The 23,952-nt window shown below is 32.9% G+C and carries 19 protein-coding genes; 14 read left to right on the top strand and 5 right to left on the bottom strand.

Annotated elements, in window-relative coordinates:
* The first annotated feature begins 71 nt into the window (after positions 1-71).
* The 4 genes from dnaA (at position 72) to U0D62_RS21860 (ending at position 4,167) form a co-directional block, all read left to right on the top strand.
* The gene (gene dnaA, locus U0D62_RS21845) at positions 72-1,499 is read left to right on the top strand and encodes a chromosomal replication initiator protein DnaA (RefSeq protein ID WP_322289486.1); all 1,428 of its coding nucleotides are present in this window, start codon (positions 72-74) and stop codon (positions 1,497-1,499) included.
* Between the two features lie 12 nt (positions 1,500-1,511).
* Positions 1,512-1,973 (top strand): low molecular weight protein-tyrosine-phosphatase, encoded by a 462-nt coding sequence (locus U0D62_RS21850; RefSeq protein WP_322289487.1) that lies wholly within the window; start codon positions 1,512-1,514, stop codon positions 1,971-1,973.
* A 67-nt stretch (positions 1,974-2,040) separates the two neighbouring features.
* Positions 2,041-3,432: a PQQ-dependent sugar dehydrogenase gene (locus U0D62_RS21855; protein WP_322289488.1), complete on the top strand. Its 1,392-nt coding sequence runs from the start codon at positions 2,041-2,043 to the stop codon at positions 3,430-3,432.
* A gap of 3 nt (positions 3,433-3,435) precedes the next feature.
* On the top strand, positions 3,436-4,167 hold the full coding sequence (locus U0D62_RS21860; protein WP_322289489.1) for an SAM-dependent methyltransferase: 732 nt from the start codon (positions 3,436-3,438) through the stop codon (positions 4,165-4,167).
* Positions 4,168-4,178: 11 nt separating this feature from the next.
* On the opposite strand, the gene U0D62_RS21865 is transcribed toward U0D62_RS21860, so the two are convergent.
* The 4 genes from U0D62_RS21865 to dapF all read right to left on the bottom strand — a co-directional run bounded on the left by U0D62_RS21865 (position 4,179) and on the right by dapF (position 7,523).
* Positions 4,179-4,832, bottom strand: coding sequence for a peptidoglycan-binding protein LysM (locus U0D62_RS21865; protein WP_322289490.1), 654 nt, complete (start codon positions 4,830-4,832; stop codon positions 4,179-4,181).
* A gap of 351 nt (positions 4,833-5,183) precedes the next feature.
* On the bottom strand, positions 5,184-6,227 hold the full coding sequence (gene mltG, locus U0D62_RS21870) for an endolytic transglycosylase MltG (RefSeq protein ID WP_322289491.1): 1,044 nt from the start codon (positions 6,225-6,227) through the stop codon (positions 5,184-5,186).
* Positions 6,217-6,744, bottom strand: a complete 528-nt coding sequence (locus U0D62_RS21875) for a GNAT family N-acetyltransferase (protein ID WP_322289492.1) — start codon at positions 6,742-6,744, stop codon at positions 6,217-6,219. The genes mltG and U0D62_RS21875 overlap by 11 nt, the downstream gene beginning before the upstream one ends.
* The gene (gene dapF, locus U0D62_RS21880) at positions 6,738-7,523 is read right to left on the bottom strand and encodes a diaminopimelate epimerase (RefSeq protein ID WP_322289493.1); all 786 of its coding nucleotides are present in this window, start codon (positions 7,521-7,523) and stop codon (positions 6,738-6,740) included. Before dapF ends, U0D62_RS21875 begins: the two co-directional genes overlap by 7 nt.
* 159 nt (positions 7,524-7,682) lie before the next feature.
* Between dapF and U0D62_RS21885 the strand changes: the two genes are divergently transcribed.
* Both U0D62_RS21885 and U0D62_RS21890 read left to right on the top strand, forming a co-directional pair.
* Positions 7,683-9,101, top strand: a complete 1,419-nt coding sequence (locus U0D62_RS21885) for a trypsin-like peptidase domain-containing protein (RefSeq protein WP_322289494.1) — start codon at positions 7,683-7,685, stop codon at positions 9,099-9,101.
* Between the two features lie 142 nt (positions 9,102-9,243).
* Positions 9,244-10,692, top strand: a complete 1,449-nt coding sequence (locus U0D62_RS21890) for a glyceraldehyde-3-phosphate dehydrogenase (protein ID WP_322289495.1) — start codon at positions 9,244-9,246, stop codon at positions 10,690-10,692.
* Positions 10,693-11,052: 360 nt separating this feature from the next.
* Here U0D62_RS21890 and U0D62_RS21895 read toward each other — a convergent pair whose 3' ends face one another.
* Positions 11,053-11,268, bottom strand: a complete 216-nt coding sequence (locus U0D62_RS21895) for a hypothetical protein (RefSeq protein WP_322289496.1) — start codon at positions 11,266-11,268, stop codon at positions 11,053-11,055.
* A gap of 946 nt (positions 11,269-12,214) precedes the next feature.
* On the opposite strand from U0D62_RS21895, the gene U0D62_RS21900 reads away from it, so the two are divergent.
* From U0D62_RS21900 to U0D62_RS21935, 8 genes are all read left to right on the top strand, one after another.
* Positions 12,215-12,832: a tRNA (guanine-N1)-methyltransferase gene (locus U0D62_RS21900; RefSeq protein WP_322289497.1), complete on the top strand. Its 618-nt coding sequence runs from the start codon at positions 12,215-12,217 to the stop codon at positions 12,830-12,832.
* Between the two features lie 67 nt (positions 12,833-12,899).
* Complete coding sequence (gene trmD, locus U0D62_RS21905; protein ID WP_322289498.1) at positions 12,900-13,577, top strand: tRNA (guanosine(37)-N1)-methyltransferase TrmD; 678 nt, start codon at positions 12,900-12,902, stop codon at positions 13,575-13,577.
* A gap of 285 nt (positions 13,578-13,862) precedes the next feature.
* Positions 13,863-17,873, top strand: a complete 4,011-nt coding sequence (locus U0D62_RS21910; RefSeq protein ID WP_322289499.1) for a T9SS type B sorting domain-containing protein — start codon at positions 13,863-13,865, stop codon at positions 17,871-17,873.
* Positions 17,874-18,000: 127 nt separating this feature from the next.
* Positions 18,001-18,351: a 50S ribosomal protein L19 gene (gene rplS, locus U0D62_RS21915; protein WP_322289500.1), complete on the top strand. Its 351-nt coding sequence runs from the start codon at positions 18,001-18,003 to the stop codon at positions 18,349-18,351.
* A gap of 976 nt (positions 18,352-19,327) precedes the next feature.
* Complete coding sequence (locus U0D62_RS21920; RefSeq protein WP_322289501.1) at positions 19,328-21,553, top strand: NADP-dependent isocitrate dehydrogenase; 2,226 nt, start codon at positions 19,328-19,330, stop codon at positions 21,551-21,553.
* Positions 21,554-21,725: 172 nt separating this feature from the next.
* Positions 21,726-22,265 carry an RNA polymerase sigma factor gene (locus tag U0D62_RS21925; RefSeq protein ID WP_322289502.1) on the top strand — a complete coding sequence of 180 codons (540 nt, stop codon included), beginning with the start codon at positions 21,726-21,728 and terminating at the stop codon, positions 22,263-22,265.
* Between the two features lie 4 nt (positions 22,266-22,269).
* Complete coding sequence (locus U0D62_RS21930; RefSeq protein ID WP_322289503.1) at positions 22,270-22,815, top strand: hypothetical protein; 546 nt, start codon at positions 22,270-22,272, stop codon at positions 22,813-22,815.
* The gene (locus U0D62_RS21935; protein WP_322289504.1) at positions 22,796-23,887 is read left to right on the top strand and encodes a hypothetical protein; all 1,092 of its coding nucleotides are present in this window, start codon (positions 22,796-22,798) and stop codon (positions 23,885-23,887) included. The genes U0D62_RS21930 and U0D62_RS21935 overlap by 20 nt, the downstream gene beginning before the upstream one ends.
* Positions 23,888-23,952 lie beyond the last annotated feature (65 nt).

Here is a 23,952-nt window from a genome sequence, read left to right on the forward strand (position 1 = left end):
CAAAAGAAGCGAGGAGTTTTTCAACAATTTTCCTTTAATAACCTAATAAAAACAGAAATCTAACCACAGTAATGAATATAACTGCGCAATCAGTTTGGGATAATTGCTTGTCTTTTATCGAAGATAATATCACACCACAAGCTTTTAAAACATGGTTTGAACCTATCAAGGCTGTAAAACTTACAGATAATGCGTTAAGTATTCAGGTACCTAGTAAGTTTTTTTATGAATGGTTAGAAGAGCATTATGTAAATCTACTTAAGGTTTCCTTAACCCGCGAATTGGGCGAGACAGCTAAATTGGTTTACATTATTAAAATGGAAAATACTTATGGCAACAAAAAGCCATTTACAGAAAAAATTCCAAGTGCCAATAGAACTGCTGTTAGCTCACAAGAGGTAGATGTACCTATAAAAAGTAAAAACCCAGAGCTTAAAAATCCATTTGTTATTCCTGGAATTCGAAATGTAAAAATCGAATCACAACTGAATCCTAGTTACAACTTTGATAATTTTTTAGAAGGAGACTCAAATCGATTAGCACGTTCTGCAGGAATGGCAGTTGCCAATAAACCAGGAGGAACTTCATTTAATCCTTTATTAATTTTTGGAGGAGTAGGACTCGGGAAAACACATCTGGCTCATGCTATTGGTGTAAATATAAAAGACAACTATCCAGAGAAGACTGTTTTATACATATCTGCTGAAAAGTTTACTCAACAATATATAGAATCTGTAAAAAAGAATAATCGAAATGATTTTATTCATTTTTACCAGATTATTGATGTTCTGATAGTAGATGACATACAATTGTTATCTGGTAAAGCAGGTACACAAGATGTATTCTTTCATATATTTAATCATTTACATCAAAACGGAAAACAAGTAATCCTTACGAGTGATAAAGCCCCTGTAGATATGCAAGATATCGAACAGCGACTACTTTCTCGTTTTAAATGGGGATTATCTGCAGAGTTGCATCAACCAGATTTTGAAACAAGAATCTCTATAATTAAAAACAAGCTATATCGGGATGGTGTAGAAATGCCAGAAGATATTATCGAGTTTTTAGCTAACAACATCAAAACCAATATTCGCGAATTAGAAGGTGCAATCATTTCTTTGATCGCTCATTCATCTTTTAACAAAAAGGATATTACTATTGATTTAGCCAAAGCGATTGTTGATAATTATGTCAAAAACACAAAACGAGAAGTTTCAATAGATTATATTCAAAAAGTAGTAAGTGATTACTTCCAAATGGATGTAGAAACACTTCAGTCCAAAACAAGAAAGCGTCATATTGTTCAAGCTCGTCAACTAGCTATGTTTTTTGCAAAAAAACTAACAAAAGCTTCTTTAGCCAGTATTGGTACTCAAATAGGAAAAAGAGATCATGCAACGGTTCTTCATGCTTGCAAGACTGTAGACAACTTATCCTCAACAGACAAGCAGTTTAGAAAGTACGTTGAAGATTTAGGCAAAAAGCTTACATTATAATCCCCCGATCTGATGAAAGTCAAAATTCTTATGGTTTGCCTGGGAAACATCTGTCGATCCCCACTGGCAGAAGGAATTTTACAATCCAAACTTGATTCTGATCATTACCAGGTTGATTCTTGCGGCACCAGTAGTTATCACATAGGAGAAAGACCAGACTCACGCTCGATACAGGTTGCCAAAAAATATGATATAAACATATCCAACCAGAGAGCTGCTCAATTTAAAACTTCGGATTTTGATACATATGATTTGATCTATGCGATGGATAATTCTAATTATCAAAACATTACCAAACTCGCTAGAAATCCAGAAGACAAAAAAAAGGTATCACTAATTTTAGATGAGCTATATCCTAAAGGCTCTATGGACGTTCCTGATCCTTATTATGGAGGAGATCAAGGTTTTGAAGATGTTTTCTCTATGTTAGACAAAGCTAGTGACAAAATAGCTAAAAAACTCAAAACCAACTAACCACTCATTTAAAAAACAAAGTTTTTGTATATTTAGTAGCATTAACCCTACTTAAATATACATAGCCATGAAAAAAATCGTCATTTCTGCTATTCTATTATTTTCCATCTATACACATAGCCAAAACATAACCACTGAGTCATTTGCTACTGGTTTTTCAAGACCTGTTGTAATAACTAATGCTGGTGATAGTCGTTTATTTATTGTAGAACAAGGAGGACTTATTAAAATATTAAACTCAAACGGCACAACAAACGCCTCCCCATTTATTGATCTCTCAAATAGATTAGAATCCCCCGTCACAAGAGAAAACGAACAAGGTTTGCTAGGATTAGCATTTCATCCCAACTATTCCTCTAACGGTTTTTTTTATGTGTACTATACAGATCCTAATGATGATTCTGTAATAGACAGATACGAAAGAAATAGCAGCGACCCTAACCTTGGAAACATTAATACAAGGCTAGAAATTCTTAGATTCTCTCAACCTTTTACCAATCACAATGGAGGTAATTTAATCTTTGGCCCGGATAACAAATTATATATAAGCAGTGGAGATGGCGGGAGCGGTGGAGATCCTGGAGATCGCGCGCAAAACATCAATCTTCTTCTAGGTAAAATACTTCGATTAGATATCGACCAACCCAGCCCTTACATCCCTTCAGATAATCCTTTTGTCGGAGTTCCAGGAGCAGATGAAGTCTGGGCATATGGACTACGGAATCCTTGGAAATTTTCATTTGATAGTCTAACTGATGATCTATGGATTGCCGATGTAGGACAACAAGACATTGAAGAAGTCAATAAAACACCAGGGAGCACGACAGGTGTTAATTACGGATGGAGATGCTATGAAGGATCGACCAGTTTTAATCAAACTGGAGACTGCCCAGCAAATAGTAACGAACTCACATTTCCTGTATCCGAATACTCACACACCAATGACGGCCTATTTAAATGCTCTGTCACCGGAGGTTACGTATATCGGGGAACAACATATCCTGCCATGCAAGGCAAATACATATTTGCCGATTATTGTAGCAACGAAATATGTATGATAGAAAATTCTGGAGGATCTATAACATATTTCACAGGAGTTTCTGGAGCAGGATTTGCTACATTTGGAGAAGATATTAACAAAGAATTGTATGTAGCAGGAAGAGATAATGGTGTTGTTTACAAAGTCATAGATGACAATGTACTAAATATATCAGAAAATGATTTTCCTTCGTTATCAATATACCCTAATCCCACAGATAACAATATTACCATTGACTTTAATAAAAAAATTAGTAGTATTGCAATATATGATCTGAAAGGAAAATTAATACAACAAGAAACAATCAATCCCAAAGATCAGCATATAATCGATGTAAGTTTCTTGTCTTCGGGATTTTACATAGTAAAAATCACAGATATCAATCAAAATAATTTTAATCAAAAACTAACTATCAAATAACCTATGGAATTTAAAGCCCTGGATCCCAAAGGAAAATTATATTTAATCCCTACTCGCTTAGGTGATGATGTACCTTTAGAAGTATTACCTATATCTATAAAAAAAGTACTTGAACAAGTAAACCACTATATAGTAGAAAATGAAAAGCCTGCTAGAAGGTTTATTAAAAAAGTAAGTCCAAGTAAATCCCAACGCTCTCTGATAATCCAAACAGTAAACAAATACACCGATACTTCTGAAATCCCAGGATACCTAACTCCTTGTATTAATGGTCAATCTATAGGCTTACTATCCGATGCAGGATGTCCTGGCGTAGCAGATCCAGGAGCTGAAGTAGTAAGGATTGCTCACGAAAAAGGCATACAAGTAACCCCATTAGTTGGACCTTCTTCTATTTTATTAGCAATGATGAGTAGCGGAATGAATGGGCAGAATTTCACATTTAACGGCTACCTACCTATAGACAAAAATGAAAGAAAATCAACTATCAAACAATTAGAGCGAATTTCATTAGAGAAAAGTCAAGCGCAAATTTTTATTGAAACCCCTTACAGAAATGACAAAATGCTTTCTGATTTAAAATCAATACTTCACAACAACACTCGTTTATGTATTGCTAGTGATATTACATTAACTACAGAGTCTATTGCTACCAAAACTATAGAAGAATGGCAAAAAGAAGAAGTAGAACTACACAAAAGACCTACTATCTTTATCCTGCAAAGAGATCACTAAATGATTATAAATTAAGCATCAGGTAAAACTGCCTTAGCTTTTCTATTAGGAACGACGAAAGAAGTGTCATATCCTGCGAATCTTTTCATATAATAACGTACTGTAGTACCAAAAGCATCAGCAAAGCCCTCTACTCCTCCACTACGGAGATATTTCTTAACAGCTCCTGGTCCGGCAAGATGTGCTGCAGCAAGAACACCAGATTCTGTTACCACAATACCATTAATACGTTTACCAACATACCACTTGATATCTCTTCTCAAAATCCATTTATTTCTTGAAAGATTAGCATAAAAAGCTTTCTCCTGCAATTCGGGGTCATTAAGAAACTTATTCTTATTCTTAATTCCTATCATGGCCAATGTACCTTTGCCGAATTGATATTTACCAAGATATCCAAATTGATTCACAACTCCATAATCTCCTCTTGACTCCTTAAAAGCAACCGCTTCTTTAAAACCAATATAAGATTTCCCCAATTTTGGAGACACAAATGCCTCAGGTATATTATCCTCTATTTCATTAAAGTTTGGAGTGATATAATACAAGTCTAAGCCAGAAGTGCTATAAGCGCTCAGATCCGGAGTTTTTGTGGTTTTAAAACTTAACAAAAGAATCCCCCCAATTGTAAGTAAAATAGATAACCCTATTATCCTCTTTATCATATAAAAAATTTCTAAGTAGTCATTCCTAAAAATGTCCCCCACTACTTAAATTTTTGCCGTGCAAATATACAACATTATTTTAAATATCAAACAGCCAAATGTTAAAATAATTATAATGCTGAAAAACAGTGTTTTACGGTAAAAAACTCTTTAAAAAACAGCCAAAAATATTAAAAAAGAACAAAAAACAAGCACTTAAACGTCAAATAGAGTATTTTGATCGAAAAAAAGTAACCTATACATAAATAGGTTTATTCACAATAAAAATCACATTTTGTGAATAAGTTGACAAATATAACCGTTATAAAAAATGAATAACCTATTTTTTTCCTACAAAAAGAGAAGTGATTTTTAGCGTTTAATTCCTTGTTTTTTGATCCAGGATATATACTGCTTTTTATTGCGATTATGCTGAGCAATAGTCTTAGCAAATTTGTGGTATCCGATTTGCTCTATGTTTGCAACAAAAAAGTAATACTCATGCTTTTCATAATTAAGTACCGCGTCAATTGAAGAGATATCTGGCATTGCGATTGGTCCTGGAGGCAAACCAGCATATTTATATGTATTATAAGAGCTATCCAACTCTAAATCTTTATACAATACACGTTTGATAACTATATCCCAATCATTTTGATGTTTTTTTAAAGCATAAATAACGGTTGGGTCTGCATCTAGTTTCCAACTATCATTATATCTATTCATATAAACTCCTGCTACTCTAGGACGCTCATCAACCTTTGCTGTTTCTTTCTGAACAATAGAAGCTAATGTTATTACCTGAGTTGGAGTCAATCCAATGGCTTTAGCTTTTGAGATACGTTTATCATTCCAAAAACGATTATACTCTTTTAACATTCTATCCCTAAACTGTTCTGCAGAAGTGTTCCAGAAAAACTCGTATTTATTAGGGATATACATAGTTAATGCATTATCAATAGTAAAACCTTTATCTCTAAGAAATGATTCTTCCTTAAAAGCTTGTATTAATGAAGTACTATCCGCCTCTATTTGTTGAGCAATCCTACCGGCTAAGTTCTCGAGTCTTTCTTGATTATTAAAATTCACCTGTACTGGTGAGTTTTTACTTCGAAGTATGTTAATAATATCGTTATTATTTAAGTCCTTTTTTAAAATATAACGCCCTGCTTTAATATTTTTAATATACCCCTTTCTCCTAGCTATTCTATCAAAACTATAAATATCTTTTACCGATGGTGTTATCACTTCGATTAATTCTGTATATGTGGCATGAGTTGGTATATATACAACAACATTTTCGGTTTCAAAATTTGTGTTAGGTGAAAAAACAGCTCTATACACATAAAATGCAAAAACCCCTCCTGCTACTAATCCGATCAATACAATTGCTAATAATATTTTTTTAATGTACATATAATAGTTGATATAAAATTTCGTCTTTATAAGTATTATTTACTCTATTCCAATCTTTCTTAACTCCAATTTTACGAAAACCTTTCTTTTCAAACAGTTTTATACTTGTAAAATTATCTTCTGAAATATTGGCATACACTTGATGTAAGTTAAGGTGTGTAGAACCATATTTAACAAGAAGCTCTAAAGCTTCTGCTCCATACCCTTTTCCTCTATCTTCTTTTTCTGCAATTAATATCCCCACTCCTGCTCTATTGTGTGTAGGGTTAAAATCAAAGAGATCTATTAAGCCAAGTGCTGCATCGTCATTAGAACAAATTACTAATCGCAATTGTTTTACTTCATAAATATCTTTATGCGCATTTTCTAAATATTGCTTAATTAAAAATCGAGAATAAGGGGTTTGAGTTGAGCTCATTTCCCAAATCTCTTCATCATTCTCAACAATATAAATAAAATCAAGATCTTCTGGTTCCAGGGCACGCAAATAAATATGTTCACCCTTTAATGTTACCATGGTATCTCTCCTTTAAAAACTTGTTTTGCGGGGCCAATTAAAAACACATCTTCATATCCTTGTGGTGTTTTCTTAAAAGAAACTTTTAACTCTCCACCAGGAGTATGAATTTGTACCTCCTCCTGATCTGTTAATTGAGTGGCGTGCATAGATAGTGCAACAGCCGTAACTCCGGTACCACAAGATAGTGTTTCGTCTTCGACTCCTCTTTCATAAGTACGTACTGCAAATGTATTTCCGTCTTTTTTCTCAACAAAATTCACATTACTACCCGTTTCAAAATATGGGGCTCCATTTCTAATCCTTTTTCCTTCAGAAAAAACATCAAATTCTGGTAATCTTTCAACCACCTCAACATGATGAGGAGAACCTGTGTCTAAAAACAAGTGAGAATCAAATTTTTCAATATCAAAAACATCTTGCATTTGCAGATACACTAAATCATCTTTGATTTCTGCCTGATGCTTTCCATCAATTGCGGTAAACGTTGCTTTATCTTTTATAATCCCCAAAAAAGCTGCAAATGCTACTAAACACCTACCTCCATTACCACACATAGAACTCTCATTTCCATCTGCATTAAAATAAACCATCTTAAAATCATCCTCCTCATTATCAGGGCGTTCCAACAGCATTAAGCCATCTGCTCCAACACCAAATTTCCTGTCACATAGTCTGGAAATCAATTTGGTATTATTTTTGGATATTATAGATTCTCGATTATCAATGATTACAAAATCATTTCCGGTACCTTGATATTTATAAAAACTAAGGGTCATTATCTTTATTAATTATGAAGCAAAGGTACAAAGAATGATCACAAAAAACTGTTGTTAATAGTGAGTTAAATATCAAAAAAAAGTATACTATAGTTGTAATTTTAAAAGTTATACACAGTCTATACTACTGTACTAGTTGAATCAAAAAAAGAAAAGAAGATGAAAAAAATTTTGAGTTTGTTGGTTGTTGCTATCCTTGCGGGAGTATTCACATTAAGTGCCTATAAATTATTTTTAGAACCAGAAAACATTGTTGCCACACAGGATAAGGGCATTCCCAATATGATCCCGGCGACATATAAAGTCACCAATACAAATCTAAATCCTTTAAACGCTAATTCTGATTTTACTGTTGCTGCAGAAAAAACGGTGAATGCCGTTGTACACGTTAAACAGTATGGAATTAGTCGTTCACCAAGAAATCTGATGGAGTTTTTTAGAAATGGCGGTGCTAAAGAAAAAAGAATTCAAGGGGTTGGCTCGGGAGTAATCATTACTGAAGATGGTTATATTGTAACTAACAATCATGTTATTGATGGAGCTTCAGAACTAGAAGTCACTCTAAATAATAATAAATCTTACAAAGCTGAAGTAATAGGAACTTCTCCGCAAAATGATATTGCTTTAATAAAAATCGATACTGAAGAAAAGTTAATTTATATTCCGTTTGGGGATTCTAATAGTGCAAAGATTGGAGAATGGGTACTTGCTGTTGGTAATCCTTTTAATCTAACTTCCACGGTAACAGCTGGTATCATAAGTGCAAAATCGAGAGATCTAGATGAAACCGATAATAATGCACAATCTTTTATCCAGACAGACGCCGCTATTAACCCAGGAAACAGTGGCGGTGCACTTGTAAATATAAAAGGAGAATTAATTGGTATTAATACCGCTATCACTTCTCAGACCGGAAGTTATGTGGGGTACGCCTTTGCAGTACCTTCTAATAATGCTCGAAAAATTGTTGAAGACATACTAGAATTCGGGGATGTCCAAAAAGGTATTTTAGGTATTACTGGTGGAACTATAAACCCTAGAGTTGTAGAAGATTATGATATTTCTACTTCGCAAGGTGTATTTGTAGCTTCTGTTGCAGATGATAGTGGTGCTAAAAAGGCAGGGTTAAAAGAAGGTGATGTTATTAAAGAAATTGATGGTTTACCAATCAAAAAATTCTCTGACCTTACTGGATATGTAAATACCAAAAGCCCGAATGATATTATCAATGTAAAAATATTACGAAAGAAAACAGAACTAACACTACCTGTTAAACTATCTAAATATATAATAGATCGCTATGATATTGAAGCTATTGGTTTAGAAGTAGCCAATCCTCCAAAAGATTATTTAAAAAAGTTCAACATCGATCACGGGGTAGTTATTAGTAAAATTCTTAATTCAAGAATGCAACAACGATACAACCTCAAGGGATTGGTTATAAGCGAAATAGATGGAAAGAAAGTAAATAATGTTCTAGAAGTAAAAAACATTATTGATAATAAATATGAAGATGAAGATATCACTATAAGCCTTGTAGGTCAAAATGGTGAAAAAAGAGAATTTGTCTTTCAATAATCAATTAAAAACCTGTATAAAACAACATCTCCCATTGTCCATATAAAGCAATGGGAGTTTTTTATTAAAAAAGGTTTCACGAAAACGTTTGAAATATATACTTTTGCACGAAATTTCAAGACTGTAAAAACACAACAACATTATGAGTTCTAACGAAGTTTATGAAAAAGAACTTGCCTTTCAGGCAGACAGACGCCGCGCAACGGTGGCATTTATTAAGACTGTAAGCGATTTATGGTATGATAACTCTATCGAGTTGGTACTTTTTAGAAATCAGCTTATTGACAAAAATGTAAGTGAGATTCTTAATTTGCATGAGTATGCCGGAGAGTTTGTTCAAAAACCGATTTCGATTTTTGACTCGGTAGAAATTGCTCAGGCAATTAAATTAATGGATTTACCACCTGCAAAATTAGACATCGGTAAACTTACTTATGAATATCATCTTGCAGGAAACGAATATGATTCTGCTACTGGTTTTGTAATGAATAAGCTTAAAGATGCTAAAAAATTCAAAAGCATATCTCCAAAAGATGTGGTTTTATATGGTTTTGGAAGAATTGGACGTCTTGTTGCTAGAGAGCTAATGACCATTACTGGTAAAGGAAGTCAGTTACGATTAAGAGCTGTTGTAACCAGAGGTAACATTACAGAAGAAGTATTAGAAAAAAGAGCTTCTTTATTAAGAAGTGATTCAGTACACGGTGATTTTGCTGGTACTGTAGAAACTGATATTGCCAATAGCGCCCTTATTATAAATGGTACTACTGTAAATATTATTAGTGCTAACAATCCAGAAGATATTGATTACACAAAATACGGAATCAATAACGCTCTTTTGATTGATAATACAGGTGCTTTTAGAGACAAAGAAGCTTTAAGTCGTCACTTGGTTGCTAAAGGTATCGACAAAGTATTATTAACTGCTCCTGGAAAAGGAATCCCAAATATTGTTCACGGTGTAAACCATAAAGAAAATGATCCTGATAAAGTAAACATTTTCTCTGCTGCATCTTGTACTACAAATGCAATTACTCCTATCCTACAAGCAGTAGATGAAAGTTTTGGAGTAATAAACGGACATTTAGAAACAATCCACGCATATACTAATGACCAGAACCTGGTAGATAATATGCATAAAAAATATAGAAGAGGTCGTGCGGCAGCTTTAAATATGGTAATTACCGAAACAGGTGCTGGAAAAGCTGTCTCTAAAGCATTACCAAGTTTTGAAGGAAAGCTTACTTCAAATGCGATTAGAGTTCCTGTTCCTAATGGATCTCTGGCAATATTGAACCTTAACCTAGACAAAAAGGCCTCTAAAGAAAGTATGAATGCAATTATCAAAAAATATGCATTAGAAGGCAACCTGGTTGAGCAAATAAAATATTCTTTAGATAATGAATTGGTTTCAAGTGATATCGTAGGGTCTTCGGCTCCTTCAATATATGATAGTAATGCAACTATCGTTGACGCCAAAGGAAACAATACTGTTCTTTATGTATGGTATGACAATGAATATGGATATAGTCACCAAGTGATTCGATTATCAAAATATATCGCCAAAGTAAGAAGGTTTACTTATTATTAGAAAGCAAAGATTACACATATCTTTATAAAGGTCGTTATTTTAAATATAACGACCTTTATTTTTATTACACCAAAGTAATCTAATTGTTTTACCATAATACTTTGCCAACATTTTAATAGTAATTGATCCACAACCTTAAGCTTCTATTTGTTATAGATTGTTTTTTTCAAAAAACAATCTTTTAATACAGCTAAGTTTTTCAAACTTAGCTGTATTAATTAAATTACTATACTAGTTTTTGGATAATTATTTTTAGTCGTTACCAGAATTATCCAGATACTCATAACAATTACTACAAAATCGTGCCTAATCAAACTACAATTTCTATTACATTCACTATTTATGTTACTATGTAGATTATTATCTATTATCATGAGTACCATCAAAACATTTACAAAATCCGCATTTACGCTGTTCCATACATCCTTCTATCCAAAGACCTCCATCCGCAATACACGATGCTCTACCTGCCACATCTTCTGGACAAGGAGTGCATCCAGCTACACCTCCATTAATAGATTGCTGTTCGTTTTTACTCAATTTTTGAGCTCCATTTAAGTTTAATAAATTTTTCATAATTAAAATTTTTAGTAAATATTTAAAAGACATCCTTCATTTATGTCTATAAGCACATATTATTTATAGTTTACCCCAATGCACACTCAAACAATTTGTCCCTAGAGATACCCAGTGCACCCTTGTAATTCAAAAGAAATTTGTTGTAGAAATGAGAAAACACCACTCCATTAATACTTTTTTATTCTTGATTTGAATGTTATTTTTAACAATTAGGCTTTCAAGTATATTGTATATCTGATCTTCAATAACACTTAACTTATTGTTTAAAATAAATTGCTAAGCTAAAATTCAGAAAAAAAAAGATCCCTACAATAGTAAATTCATAACTGTACCTCTCTATTTCAAATTTGCTAGTGTTTTATCAAAGAAATTGTACAAGACAAAAAAATCTCTTGACTAAGTCAAGAGATTTTAACCAATATATTATAAGGGTTTTAGTCTAAAAAATTCGTGAAGTCATAAGAGTATTCTGGATAAGCATAACTCTCACTACAAGAACTTGTATATGATTTTGCAACTATAATATTGCCTGATATTTCAACTTATAGTGTTATATCCATTACATTTGATCTTATGGTGAAAAGCTATATTATTAAATTGTTAAACAAATAAAGGATGTGTCGAAAATATTGTTTTTAAACCTCTCGAATTACAACTATATCACTAGATAAAAAAACAAAGTAGCTTTATCGATAAAATAACCTCAAATAAAGGTTATGAAGAAAAGATTATTCAAAAAACCTTGTTGATTTCTTACAATATCGTACATTTATTTGCGTTACAAAAGAAATTAACAACTAACATACTATATAAAGAAGAAACCAACCTGATCTCTATGCTATAAAAGCATTGTTGATTACACTGGTTATATCTGTTATACATGATCAAATCTCACACAAAGATATCTGATCATACAACCATCAAAAACGATAAAATTAAGCTCATGAAATTACCAAAGTATCTATTAATTTTAATAGCATTATTACCATTCTTTGCAACTGCCCAATTACAAGAAGAAAACACTACTGTTAATCAAGCTTTAAAAGAAGAAAAGATTGAAGGTCAGTTTGATATGGTAATAAAGAAATCCGGTAGATATCAAGATTACAAAGTAGTAAAAAGAGTATGGCTTGATAAATTAAAAGGCAACACCATAGATACTATCAAAACATTAGAATCTAAACTTAAGGCTACGAACCTTGAAATCTCAGAACAAAAAGCAACTATAAATGGGCTTCAGGAATCATTAGCTAAGACTAATGAAAATCTCACTTCTGTAACAGAAGAAAAAGATAATATGAGCTTTTTTGGAGCTGCTGTAACTAAATCCAGTTATAAAACCATTATGTGGGTTATTATTGGGGCTCTTTTAGCATTACTAACTTTCTTTATTTTTAGATTCAAAAATAGTAATACTATAACTGTTCAAGCCAAAAAAGCACTGGCAGAAACTGAGGCTGAGTTTGAAGATCATAGACGCAGAGCTCTGGAAAGAGAACAAAAAGTTATGCGTAAACTACAAGATGAGATCAACAAACAACGTAAAGCTGGAGCGAAGTAGTATAAATCTCTGGATTTTTACTAGATTCTTTTGCATCTTTGCACTCCTTATTTGAATTTAAGTAAAGATGCGTATAGATATTATCACTGTAGTACCCGATATTTTAAAAAGCCCTTTTGAAGCTTCTATCATGAAGCGTTCTATAGAAAAAGGTCTTGTCGAAGTTCATCTACATAATCTTAGAGACTACACTACTGATAATTACAAAACTGTTGATGATTACCAGTTTGGTGGTGGTGCTGGTATGGTCATGATGGTTGAACCCATCGACAAATGTGTCTCTAAACTTAAATCTGAACGCGATTACGATGAGATCATTTATATGACTCCAGACGGAGAGACATTAAATCAAGGGATCGCTAATCAATTATCATTAAAAGGAAACATTATTATACTTTGTGGTCACTATAAAGGAGTAGATCAACGTGTGAGAGATCATTTTATCACAAAAGAAATCTCTGTAGGAGATTATGTGTTATCCGGAGGAGAATTAGGAGCTTTAATCCTATGTGATGCAATCATACGATTAATTCCTGGAGTATTAGGTAACGAAACCTCTGCCCTCACTGATTCTTTTCAAGACAATCTATTAGCACCTCCAATATATACCAGACCCGCAGAATATAAAGGATGGAAAGTCCCAGAGGTTTTAACTTCAGGAAATTTCCCGAAAATAGAATCCTGGCGTGAAGAACAAGCCTACCAAAGAACCAAGGAAAGAAGACCTGATTTATTAGATGATTAATCTATAACAGATTAGTTTTTATATCATTCTTTTTAGGTAAAACCTATTTCTAAAAGAATTTACATCTCTCCCTGACGTCCAATTTCGAACTTGGACCTTATGATTATTTTTAATCATATTTTTCAATACATATCTGACATAAAACAGGTAATATTTCTTCTTGTACTAATTCAACCTACACTGATACTATATTAACATATTTACTTTGCTTTATAATAAAATTATGAATATTGCATTTAAGTATACAACCACAACGATCAACTTTACACAACCAAACTCAACACAATGAAAGCTTATACCTTAATAACCATATTATTACTATTAAGTATTGGTTTGAATGCCCAAGAAAAACAATCTATAACTTGCACAACTCCAAAACGAGCTCTACAACAAGAAAAAGATTATTATAAAAAGCACAAAGACCTCATAGAAAAAAACACAACCAGACTTCCTGGAGTTAATACAAGAGCTTACACTCAAAGCATTCATAATGTAATTGTCAAATGGGATGGAGGTTCATTTCAATCTTTTCGCATAGGAACAGCTCCTGGGTTACAAGATATTAAATGGGGACAGGGATTAGGAGCCAATGCAAGACATACTGGTGGACACAGTTATGAAGAATTACGATTAATAGCATTAAATAACCCTGGTGGCCCTGCAAATTTTAACATTGGTGATGAGTTTTATATTACTATGGATGCAGGACTAAGTTCAGAGTGGGTATCTCCTCCTTTAAAATTTGAATGGGAAAATCTAGGAACACCTTCAAACTCTTTAACCATAGAAGTAGAAACCAATTACGGAGTTAATGGTGTTGGACCTTTTGCAGATTGGCAAAGAGATAAAATGATGGAGTTTTATAATCTTGTCAATCCTATCATTAAAGAAATATACGGTCCTCCTTCTAGAAATCATACTGTTTATATTGTTAATGACGGATTTGCAGTAGGAACTAATACTTTTTATAATGGTCCTAATCAAATAAGCTCATCGTATAGAGAAAATGGTGACGGTGACTTAGACCAACCACGTTTAATGATTCATGAATTGGTACATGCTTATCGAGACAATGTTACCGTAAGCAGTGATAGAGAATGGCACTACGAGCCCACTTTAAGTGGTTTTGAAGAAGGAATGGCAGAAGCAGTAGCTGTTATTGTTATGGATATTTTCATTGACCGTTATCCCAATTTTTTTAATGGAGATGAGTTTAAGGTTCATTGGAGTCATGCCAGAGGAATGCCTTTTGACTGGGATTATGATTTCCAAAACCACGATCAATTGACTACCACCGATTTTTTCTCCAGTGATATTGGAACAGGTGCTCATTGGGAACGTTACGGAACCAGCCAGGCGGCTATGCAAAAAATATATGTTGAAGATCAAGAAGTATTTAAAAAATTTAATACCGCATACTATCAGCAGTTAAATGCAAATCACAATTTAATCCCTTCAAGAGATTTAATGATCAATGTTTTTGAATCTGTAATATCAGAAGTCGAGAGAACACCAATTACAGAATGGATTGATAATCAACGAATATTAGATTGTAAAGTGACTCCCGGAAATAAAGTTCACATGCTAACTTTTCATAGTGTAGACCCTCCTAGAATCCATACCTTAGATAATAGAATCCATGTAATAGAGACTCAAAATTTACCCGAAGGAAATGAATGGTCCTGGGATGAAATAGATCAAGCTAATCCTGATAATTCTAAAAGATGGTACATACAAACAAATAATATAAACGGAGAACTTCAGATATATAATTATGACAACACCTTACACCAATCCATTGGTATCCGAAATAACAAACGAAGTTTAGATAACGGAGTTCCAGAGTATTTAGGCCCTTACCAAGGAGCTAATTTTTTAAGATATAACGGTGTATTTACAGGAAATGATGGTAGAAACGATTGTACACAACCCGGATGTGGAAAGCGACCAGAAGCAATTGAAACCCATGATTTTAGAGCTACTTCTACCACAGATAGAAATCACAGTGATTTACCCAACAACCTCCCAGATCCAAATAGCCAAATCGTTTCTGGGCTAAGTGAGCTGGGATTATATCGATATGAAATTAGGTTTGAAGGAAACAATTATACAGGAACCTATTATAGATTACACGGAGATGATCTGGTTCAGAAAGATGGAGTCATTGGTGGAATAAAATCTAATGATGATACCGTTCTAGTTAATGGTAAATTAGTTTTAGAACACGAGAATTTTGGAGAAGAAAATTACGTCACAATACAAAATGGAGCATTTATCGGCAATCGAGACTGGGCTTCAGTTTTAGAAACAGAACCTCATCGACAAGGAGGTCGAGGAGATCGTAGATATTCTGAACCCGGAAAAGTACATTCGATTTACATTAGCGAAGACTGTTCACAACATAAAATTGATTTTCGTAATATCAGGTATGGAGATGGTTTATCTGGATCCCAATTATTCTTATTCAATATTGATGATTTTGAAGATATTGAATTTACAGTAGCTGATGTAAGTGCTTGCGAAGGAGATGATATTACATTATCTGTCTCTAATAATTTTCCTGATATTTTGGACAATGATAGCAGAGTAACCTACCGATGGCTTGACCCTTCTGGAACTGAAATAGCCACAACCGTAGATCACACAATAACAAACGCATCAGAAACATTACATAGTGGAGAATACACTTTAGAAATAACATTATATGGTTGTATAATCAATCGAGAGGTTAATGTTACCATAAACAATACTTCATTTGATGTTACTACTCCAGATACAATAACCATATGCGAAGAAGATACGTTAACCATTGAAGGGAATGAAGTTAGCAATGCAACTTATACCTGGGAGTTACCAGATGGTACGACAATTAATTCCAGGATTTTGTCTATTGTTGATATTACATTTGAGGATCAAGGAACATATGAACTTACAATTACCGCTGATGATTGTAATGGTAGTCCAATTACAAAAACAAAAAATACGATTGTAACTGTATTAAATAAAAATTTTGACCTTACCAATCCAAATGAAATAATCACCTGTCTACAAGACACAATAACTCTTGAAACCGAAGAAGTAAACGGAGCTGTTTACTCTTGGACAGGACCAAACGGTTTCACCGCCAGTACTAGATCAATAACTATAAATAACATAGCACTTGCAGATCAGGGAGATTACACAGTAACAGTTACAGCATCAGAATGCGGGGCAACAGATCCTGTTTCTAAGACCAAAACTACACAGGTCATTGTTCAGGAAAATGATTTTGACGTAACAATTTCTGGGGAAACTTCTATCTGTCAAAATGAAACACTATTCATAGAAGCTAGTCTTATTAATGGAGCCACCTATAATTGGTCTGGACCTGGAGGCTTTACATCCAACAGCCAGCAAATCACAATAACAAATGTAAACCTTACTCATCAAGGAATATATACTGTAAATGTAACTGCTCCAGCCTGTAACGGTCAAATGATAACCAAAACAGAAACAACAGATATACGTATCCAGGAAGATAGTGTGCTATCTCTCACTACAAATGATATAAGTGCCTGTGAAGGAGATAGCGTATTGTTAACTGTTAACGAAATAGAAAACGTAATCTACGAGTGGATTGGTCCTAATAATTTTGCCTTCGATGAACGAGAAGCAATTATTAACAATGTAACTATCGAGCAAGAAGGAACCTATATTGTTACCGCTTCTTATAGAAATTGCGATGGGACCATATCCATAGAAAGTAATCAGGTAATTTTAACAATAGAAGAATTAACAGAAATTGATCTTTCAAACATCCCAGAAGCATTAGAAATATGTAATAATGAGCCTATATTTCAGGAGGCACCCTACTATGAAAATGCATCTTATAATTGGGAAGGACCTAATGGATTTCAGTCTAATGAACAAGCTTTAAATATAACTAATACAGAAGAGTCTAATGCAGGTATATACACTTTGACATTATCCCTTCCTTATTGTGGTTCGACTATAGAAGAAACGCATTTTCTAAACCTTTCGGTTCAATCCTGTGAGGAAACTGTTGAAATCCCATTGTATTTTACACCTAATGGTGATGGTTTCCATGATCAATGGTTGATAGACCCAACACTAATATCTTTTAACTATATTCATATATTTGATCGCTATGGCAAATTGCTAAAACAACTCACCCCAAATAACAACAGTTGGGATGGAAATTATAACGGAAAACAAATGCCTGCTTCAGAATATTGGTATCTCATTAATTATCTGGATAACAATGTAGAACGAGGGCATTTTAGCCTGATTAGATAATTAAAAATAACTGGCTAAGAACTTTTAAATAATAAATATTTTATTATTTTTGCACCCTGATTAGAACAACCTCTGGCGAGAATCGCGAATGTTGCTTTAATAAAACCACAAAGTAAACTATATCAAAATGGAAGATTTAGTAAAATTCGTACAAGACGAATTTGTTACAAGAAAAGAATTACCTGAATTTGCAGCAGGTGATACGATCACAGTATATTACGAAATTAAAGAAGGAAACAAGACACGTACACAGTTCTTTAGAGGAGTTGTTATCCAAAGAAGAGGTTCTGGTTCTACTGAAACTTTTACTATCAGAAAAATGTCAGGAACAGTTGGTGTAGAGCGTATTTTTCCAATTAACTTACCAGCGCTTCAAAAAATTGAAGTTAATAAAAGAGGTAAAGTTCGTAGAGCACGTATATTCTACTTTAGAGGACTTACCGGTAAGAAAGCACGTATTAAAGAAAAAAGAGGATAATTTCCCTTTCTTTTACAAATTAAAAAGCTGTCAAATGACAGCTTTTTTTTATGAACAAAAGTTAACAACTATAGTTCATAACCAGTTGATAACTAATACAATAAGAAATATTGACCGTTCAATCAGTTTTCCTTATATTTATACTAGAAATTCATATCAAACAAGTGATGACACAAGGATTCCTGATGCTATGATTTTCAAAAACGTTCTTTGAATACACAAAGATCACTTGAGATTAAAATAAATATGAAACGAAAGTTATTTTTTTGAGTACATCCTTGAAATAACTTTAAGGGCTTTACTTTAAAATCATTTCAAAATGAAATTCAAAGGAAAAAATTAAGTTTTGACACCTTTTTAATTTTAAGAATCATTAGACTTTTCAGATGAAAGAAATATAAAATTACAATCGTGATTTTAGAAACACACATCTGTATAAGTCGTACGAGTAGCATTAAAGTTAAACAAATCATTATTTGATAAATTTTAAATCTACTCAAAGTCAGAAATATGATGATATGGTTTAAAAAACGAAAGTTTTTATTTTACAGTGGGTAAAACAACTGACATAAATATTCTATTTTTGATGAAGCCATATCAAAATATCCGTATTCTTGATATGGCTTTTTTTGTTTCTTTATGAATACTTCTATTTTTTAAGTAAAAAATTTCCATCTCTTTTTTTTATCTATACTATTTTTTAAGAATTTATAATTCAATTCGTTTAACTCAAAACTAACAACAACCAGGTTGCATTTGCCTAACTAGATTTGTATCTTCGCGCTCGGAAAATCTCCGACAAACACTATTGCAGTATTCTAATACTTAGTCAAAATCTTAAAAAAACTATATGTATTGTTTGTCATAGAAAAATCAAACGACTAATTGTTTTTCTATAAATAGATACTAACTCAACGTAGGTGTCAGGATGGTTTGAGTTCGAAAATCAAGAAGATACCTCAAAAAAAACTAAAATATGGGAGTCGAAACCTCAAAGATCATTTACACCAAGACAGACGAAGCGCCTGCATTAGCAACATACTCTTTTTTACCAATCGTAAAAAAATTCACTCAATCCGCAGGAATAGCTATCGAAACAAAAGATATTTCTTTAGCCTCAAGAATTCTTGCTATTTTTCCTGAAAACTTAACGGATAAACAAAAACAAGCTAATGCTTTGGCAGAACTTGGTGAACTGGCACAAAAACCAGAAGCTAATATTATCAAACTCCCTAATATTAGTGCTTCAGTTCCGCAATTAAAAGCAGCTATTTTAGAACTACAACTTCAAGGGTTTGATATTCCTTCATATCCAGAAGAACCAGAAAATGATACAGAAAAAGAGGTTAAATCCAGATATGACAAGATCAAAGGTAGTGCTGTAAATCCAGTACTTAGAGAAGGAAACTCTGATCGTAGAGCACCAAAACCTGTTAAGCAGTACGCCAGAAAGAATCCTCACTCAATGGGAGCCTGGACCTCTGATTCCAAAACGCATGTAGCAACCATGTCAACTGGTGATTTTAGATCTAATGAAAAATCAGTTACAATTGCAGAAGATGGTGATGTAAAAATAGAATTTACAGATACCAGTGGAAACGCCACTATTTTAAAAGAAAAAACATCACTATTAGAAGGCGAAGTTATTGATGCTACTGTTATGAGTAAAAAAGCATTAATTGCTTTTCTTGAAGAACAAGTAGCAGATGCAAAAGAAAAGAATCTATTATTTTCTCTACATATGAAAGCAACCATGATGAAGGTTTCTGACCCGATCATCTTTGGTCATGCTGTAGAAGTATACTTCAAAGATGTTTTTGAAAAACATAGCGCTGCTTTAGAAGAAATTGGTGTAGAAGTAAACAATGGTTTTGGAGATTTAATTAATAAGTTAAAGAAATTACCAGATGCTAAGAGAACAGAAATAGAAGCTGATATACAAGCTTGCTATGCTAATCGACCAAAACTAGCTATGGTAAATTCTGATGAAGGTATTACTAATTTACATGTACCAAGTGATGTAATTATTGACGCCTCTATGCCCGCTATGATCCGTAATTCTGGGCAAATGTGGGATGCAGAAGGTAAAACTCAAGACACCAAAGCGGTTATACCAGACAGTAGCTATGCAGGTATCTACCAGGAAACTATAGATTTCTGTAAAAAACACGGTGCTTTTGACCCAACTACTATGGGTACAGTTCCTAACGTAGGGTTAATGGCCAAAAAAGCTGAAGAGTATGGATCTCACGATAAAACATTTGAGATCAAAGGAAACGGAACGGTAAAAGTCATCGATGCTTCAGGAAATGTATTAATTGAACACACTGTAGAAGAAGGGGATATCTGGAGAATGTGTCAAACCAAAGATGCTCCAATTAGAGATTGGGTAAAATTAGCAGTAAGCAGAGCTCGAGCTACCAATGTACCTGCTATTTTTTGGTTAGATAAAAACAGAGCACACGATGCTAGTTTAATTACTAAAGTAGAAAAATATCTACCAGAACATGATACTGATGGATTAGATATTAGAATCTTATCTCCTATAGAAGCTACTCGCTTCTCATTAGAAAGAATAAAAGATGGTAATGACACCATTTCTGTTACCGGAAATGTATTAAGAGATTACAATACTGATTTATTCCCTATCCTAGAGTTAGGTACTAGTGCAAAAATGCTTTCTATTGTTCCTTTAATGAATGGTGGAGGTCTTTTTGAAACCGGTGCAGGAGGATCTGCTCCTAAACACGTACAACAGTTTAATAAAGAAGGACATTTGCGTTGGGATTCATTAGGTGAGTTCTTGGCGTTAGCCGTTTCTTTAGAACACTTAGGAGAAACCAATAATAATTCTAAAGCTTTGGTTATTGCTGAAGCCTTAGACAAGGCAACCGAAGAGTTTTTAGAAAACAAAAAGTCTCCTTCTAGAAAAGTAAACGAACTTGATAACCGAGGCAGTCACTTTTACTTAGCATTGTATTGGGCACAAGCACTAGCCGAACAAACTCAAGATACAGATCTACAAGAAGAGTTTAAAGCCATTGCTCAACAATTGGCTGATAATGAAGTAACAATTATCAATGAACTAAATGACGCACAAGGAAATGCTGTAGATATGGGTGGTTATTACTGGCCTAACACTGATAAAGTTGCTAAAGCTATGAGACCAAGTGAAACACTTAACACGATTATTACTATATAATAATTCTAAGTACTATAGAAAAAAGGCCTGTAAAACGAATAATTTTGCAGGCCTTTTTTCATGTTTCAAAAAAAATATTTTTTTTTCTACACTAATGCAACCCTTCAATTTCTCATCTGTCAATACTAAAAGAGAAAGTACTTTTAAAGAAACTTACAATTGATCAACATCATTGGAAACCAACATCCTGCATACGCATAAAGACCTTGTAGAAAAAAGTAAGTCTGGTAATAGGAATTCGCAATACCAATTATATAAGCTCTATGTAGATGCTATGTATAATATCTGTATGCGTATGTTAGGTAATAAAGAAGATGCAGAGGATATATTGCAAGAAAGTTTTATAGAAGCATTCAAAAACTTAAAGAATTTTAGATATGAAAGCACTTTTGGTTCCTGGTTAAAAAGAATTGTAATCAATAAAAGTATCAATCATTTAAAATTAAAAAAAATACCGATTGTACCATATGATCAACAAGAATATCATATTAACCCAGAACCCGAAGAAAAAATAATACAAATGGATGTATCTAAAATAAAGAAAGGTATTAGCCTTCTTCCAGATGGGTACAAACAGATACTAAACCTGTATTTGATAGAAGGGTATGATCATATTGAGATTTCTGAGATTTTAGGAATTACATCATCGACTTCTAAATCTCAATATCATAGAGCAAAGAAAAAACTAATTCAAATTATTAACTCATTATAAAGCAATGGACAGTTTAGAAGAGTTTATAAAAAATAATAAACATCAATTTGATCAGCACAAAGCTGATAAAGATAAGATATGGAAGAATATTGAAGATAAACTTGAAGATAGAAATTCAAAAACTCTCAATATATGGCAATCTCCTTTCCTGAAAATTGCAGCCACTATAGCAATTATATTCAGCATATTTTCTGGTGCTGGATTACTTATAAATTCAGGAATACATACGAATTCAAATAATAGCACCACAAACCAAGAGCTAAATGATATTAACACCTATTACAAAGGGTTAATATCTCTACAGGTACAGATGATACAAGACAACACAAAACTGCAGCCAGAAGATAAAAAAGAGTTTTTATCCTTTATGGACGAATTAGACCAAGAGTATATTCTCTTGAAACAAGAAATGACAAAAAACCTAAACAACGAATACATTTTAGAAGCTATTGTCGATAATTACAAAAAGAGAATAGAGTTAATAGAAAACCTACTGGAACAAATTAATGATTCCAAAAAATCCAATACCAATGAAGGTTATATTTTATAACAAACTAATCCTTATTATATTCTGTCTCTGCTCTGGAACTCATCTTTTAGCACAAGAAAGAGTATCCAAAAAGATAGAAAAGTCATTCGATTTTACCAATGCTGGAAAACTTAAATTGGAAAACAAATATGGTAATATCAAAATAAATGGATGGGATCAAAATGAAATAGCTGTTACTATTGATATAGTTGTAACTAAAAAAGATAAAGACGATGCAAAGGAGCTATTAGAAAGAATAAAGCCTTTTATAAATAAGGCAAGTAATTCTCTTATAATTTTCCTGAATATTGAAGAGAAGAGTAATAATTTCTTTTCTAGAATGCTAAACAAAGCCAATCCTTTTGATTTTGATAAAGGAAGTGTTCAAATCGATTACACCATCCATTTGCCTTTAAACGCTACAGTACAGGTAAAAAACAAGTTTGGAGATATTATTATCAATGACTGGAACGGAAAGCTCAAAGCAAACCTTCATCACGGAGATATGTATATCAATAATGATTTGACTGATGCCGCTATAGAAATGAAATTCGGGAAACTGCAGACCAAATCAATTACTTATGGCGACCTACAACTTAAAAACAGTGAGCTTGATATCGAAACAATCAAAGATTTAAAAATCAACAGTAATGGATCTACTATCGCCATTAATAACATAGCAAACCTTGAAATCTATTCTAGTAAAGATAAAATAACCATTAAAAATCTAGAAAGAGTTCAGGGAGAACTTCGATTTTCGAATATGATATTGGAACAATTAGAAGAAGATATTAATCTTTATATGGAAGTATCTGATTTTTATGTAAATAAAATCTTAAATAGGAATCCAAACATTGTCATAAAACAAAAATCTTCAGAATTAAACATCAATATTTCGGATATCAGTTTTGACTTTAATGCATCATTAGAACAAGGTTTATTAAGAATCCCTAAATCATTTAAAAACATAAAAAACAATGTTATAGATGATAAAAAAAGATTGAGAGATATCACAGCAACTTATGGAAGCAATGATCTGAAAGGAAAATTCCAGATTACTGGCAAAAAGGGAGTTATCATTTTAAAAGAGTAATTACATCATCCACACATTAAAAAAAAGAAGAACAAAAACAATCATCAATAAAATCATTTATCAAT

Source organism: Aquimarina callyspongiae (assembly GCF_034322225.1).
Taxonomy (GTDB): Bacteria; Bacteroidota; Bacteroidia; order Flavobacteriales; family Flavobacteriaceae; genus Aquimarina.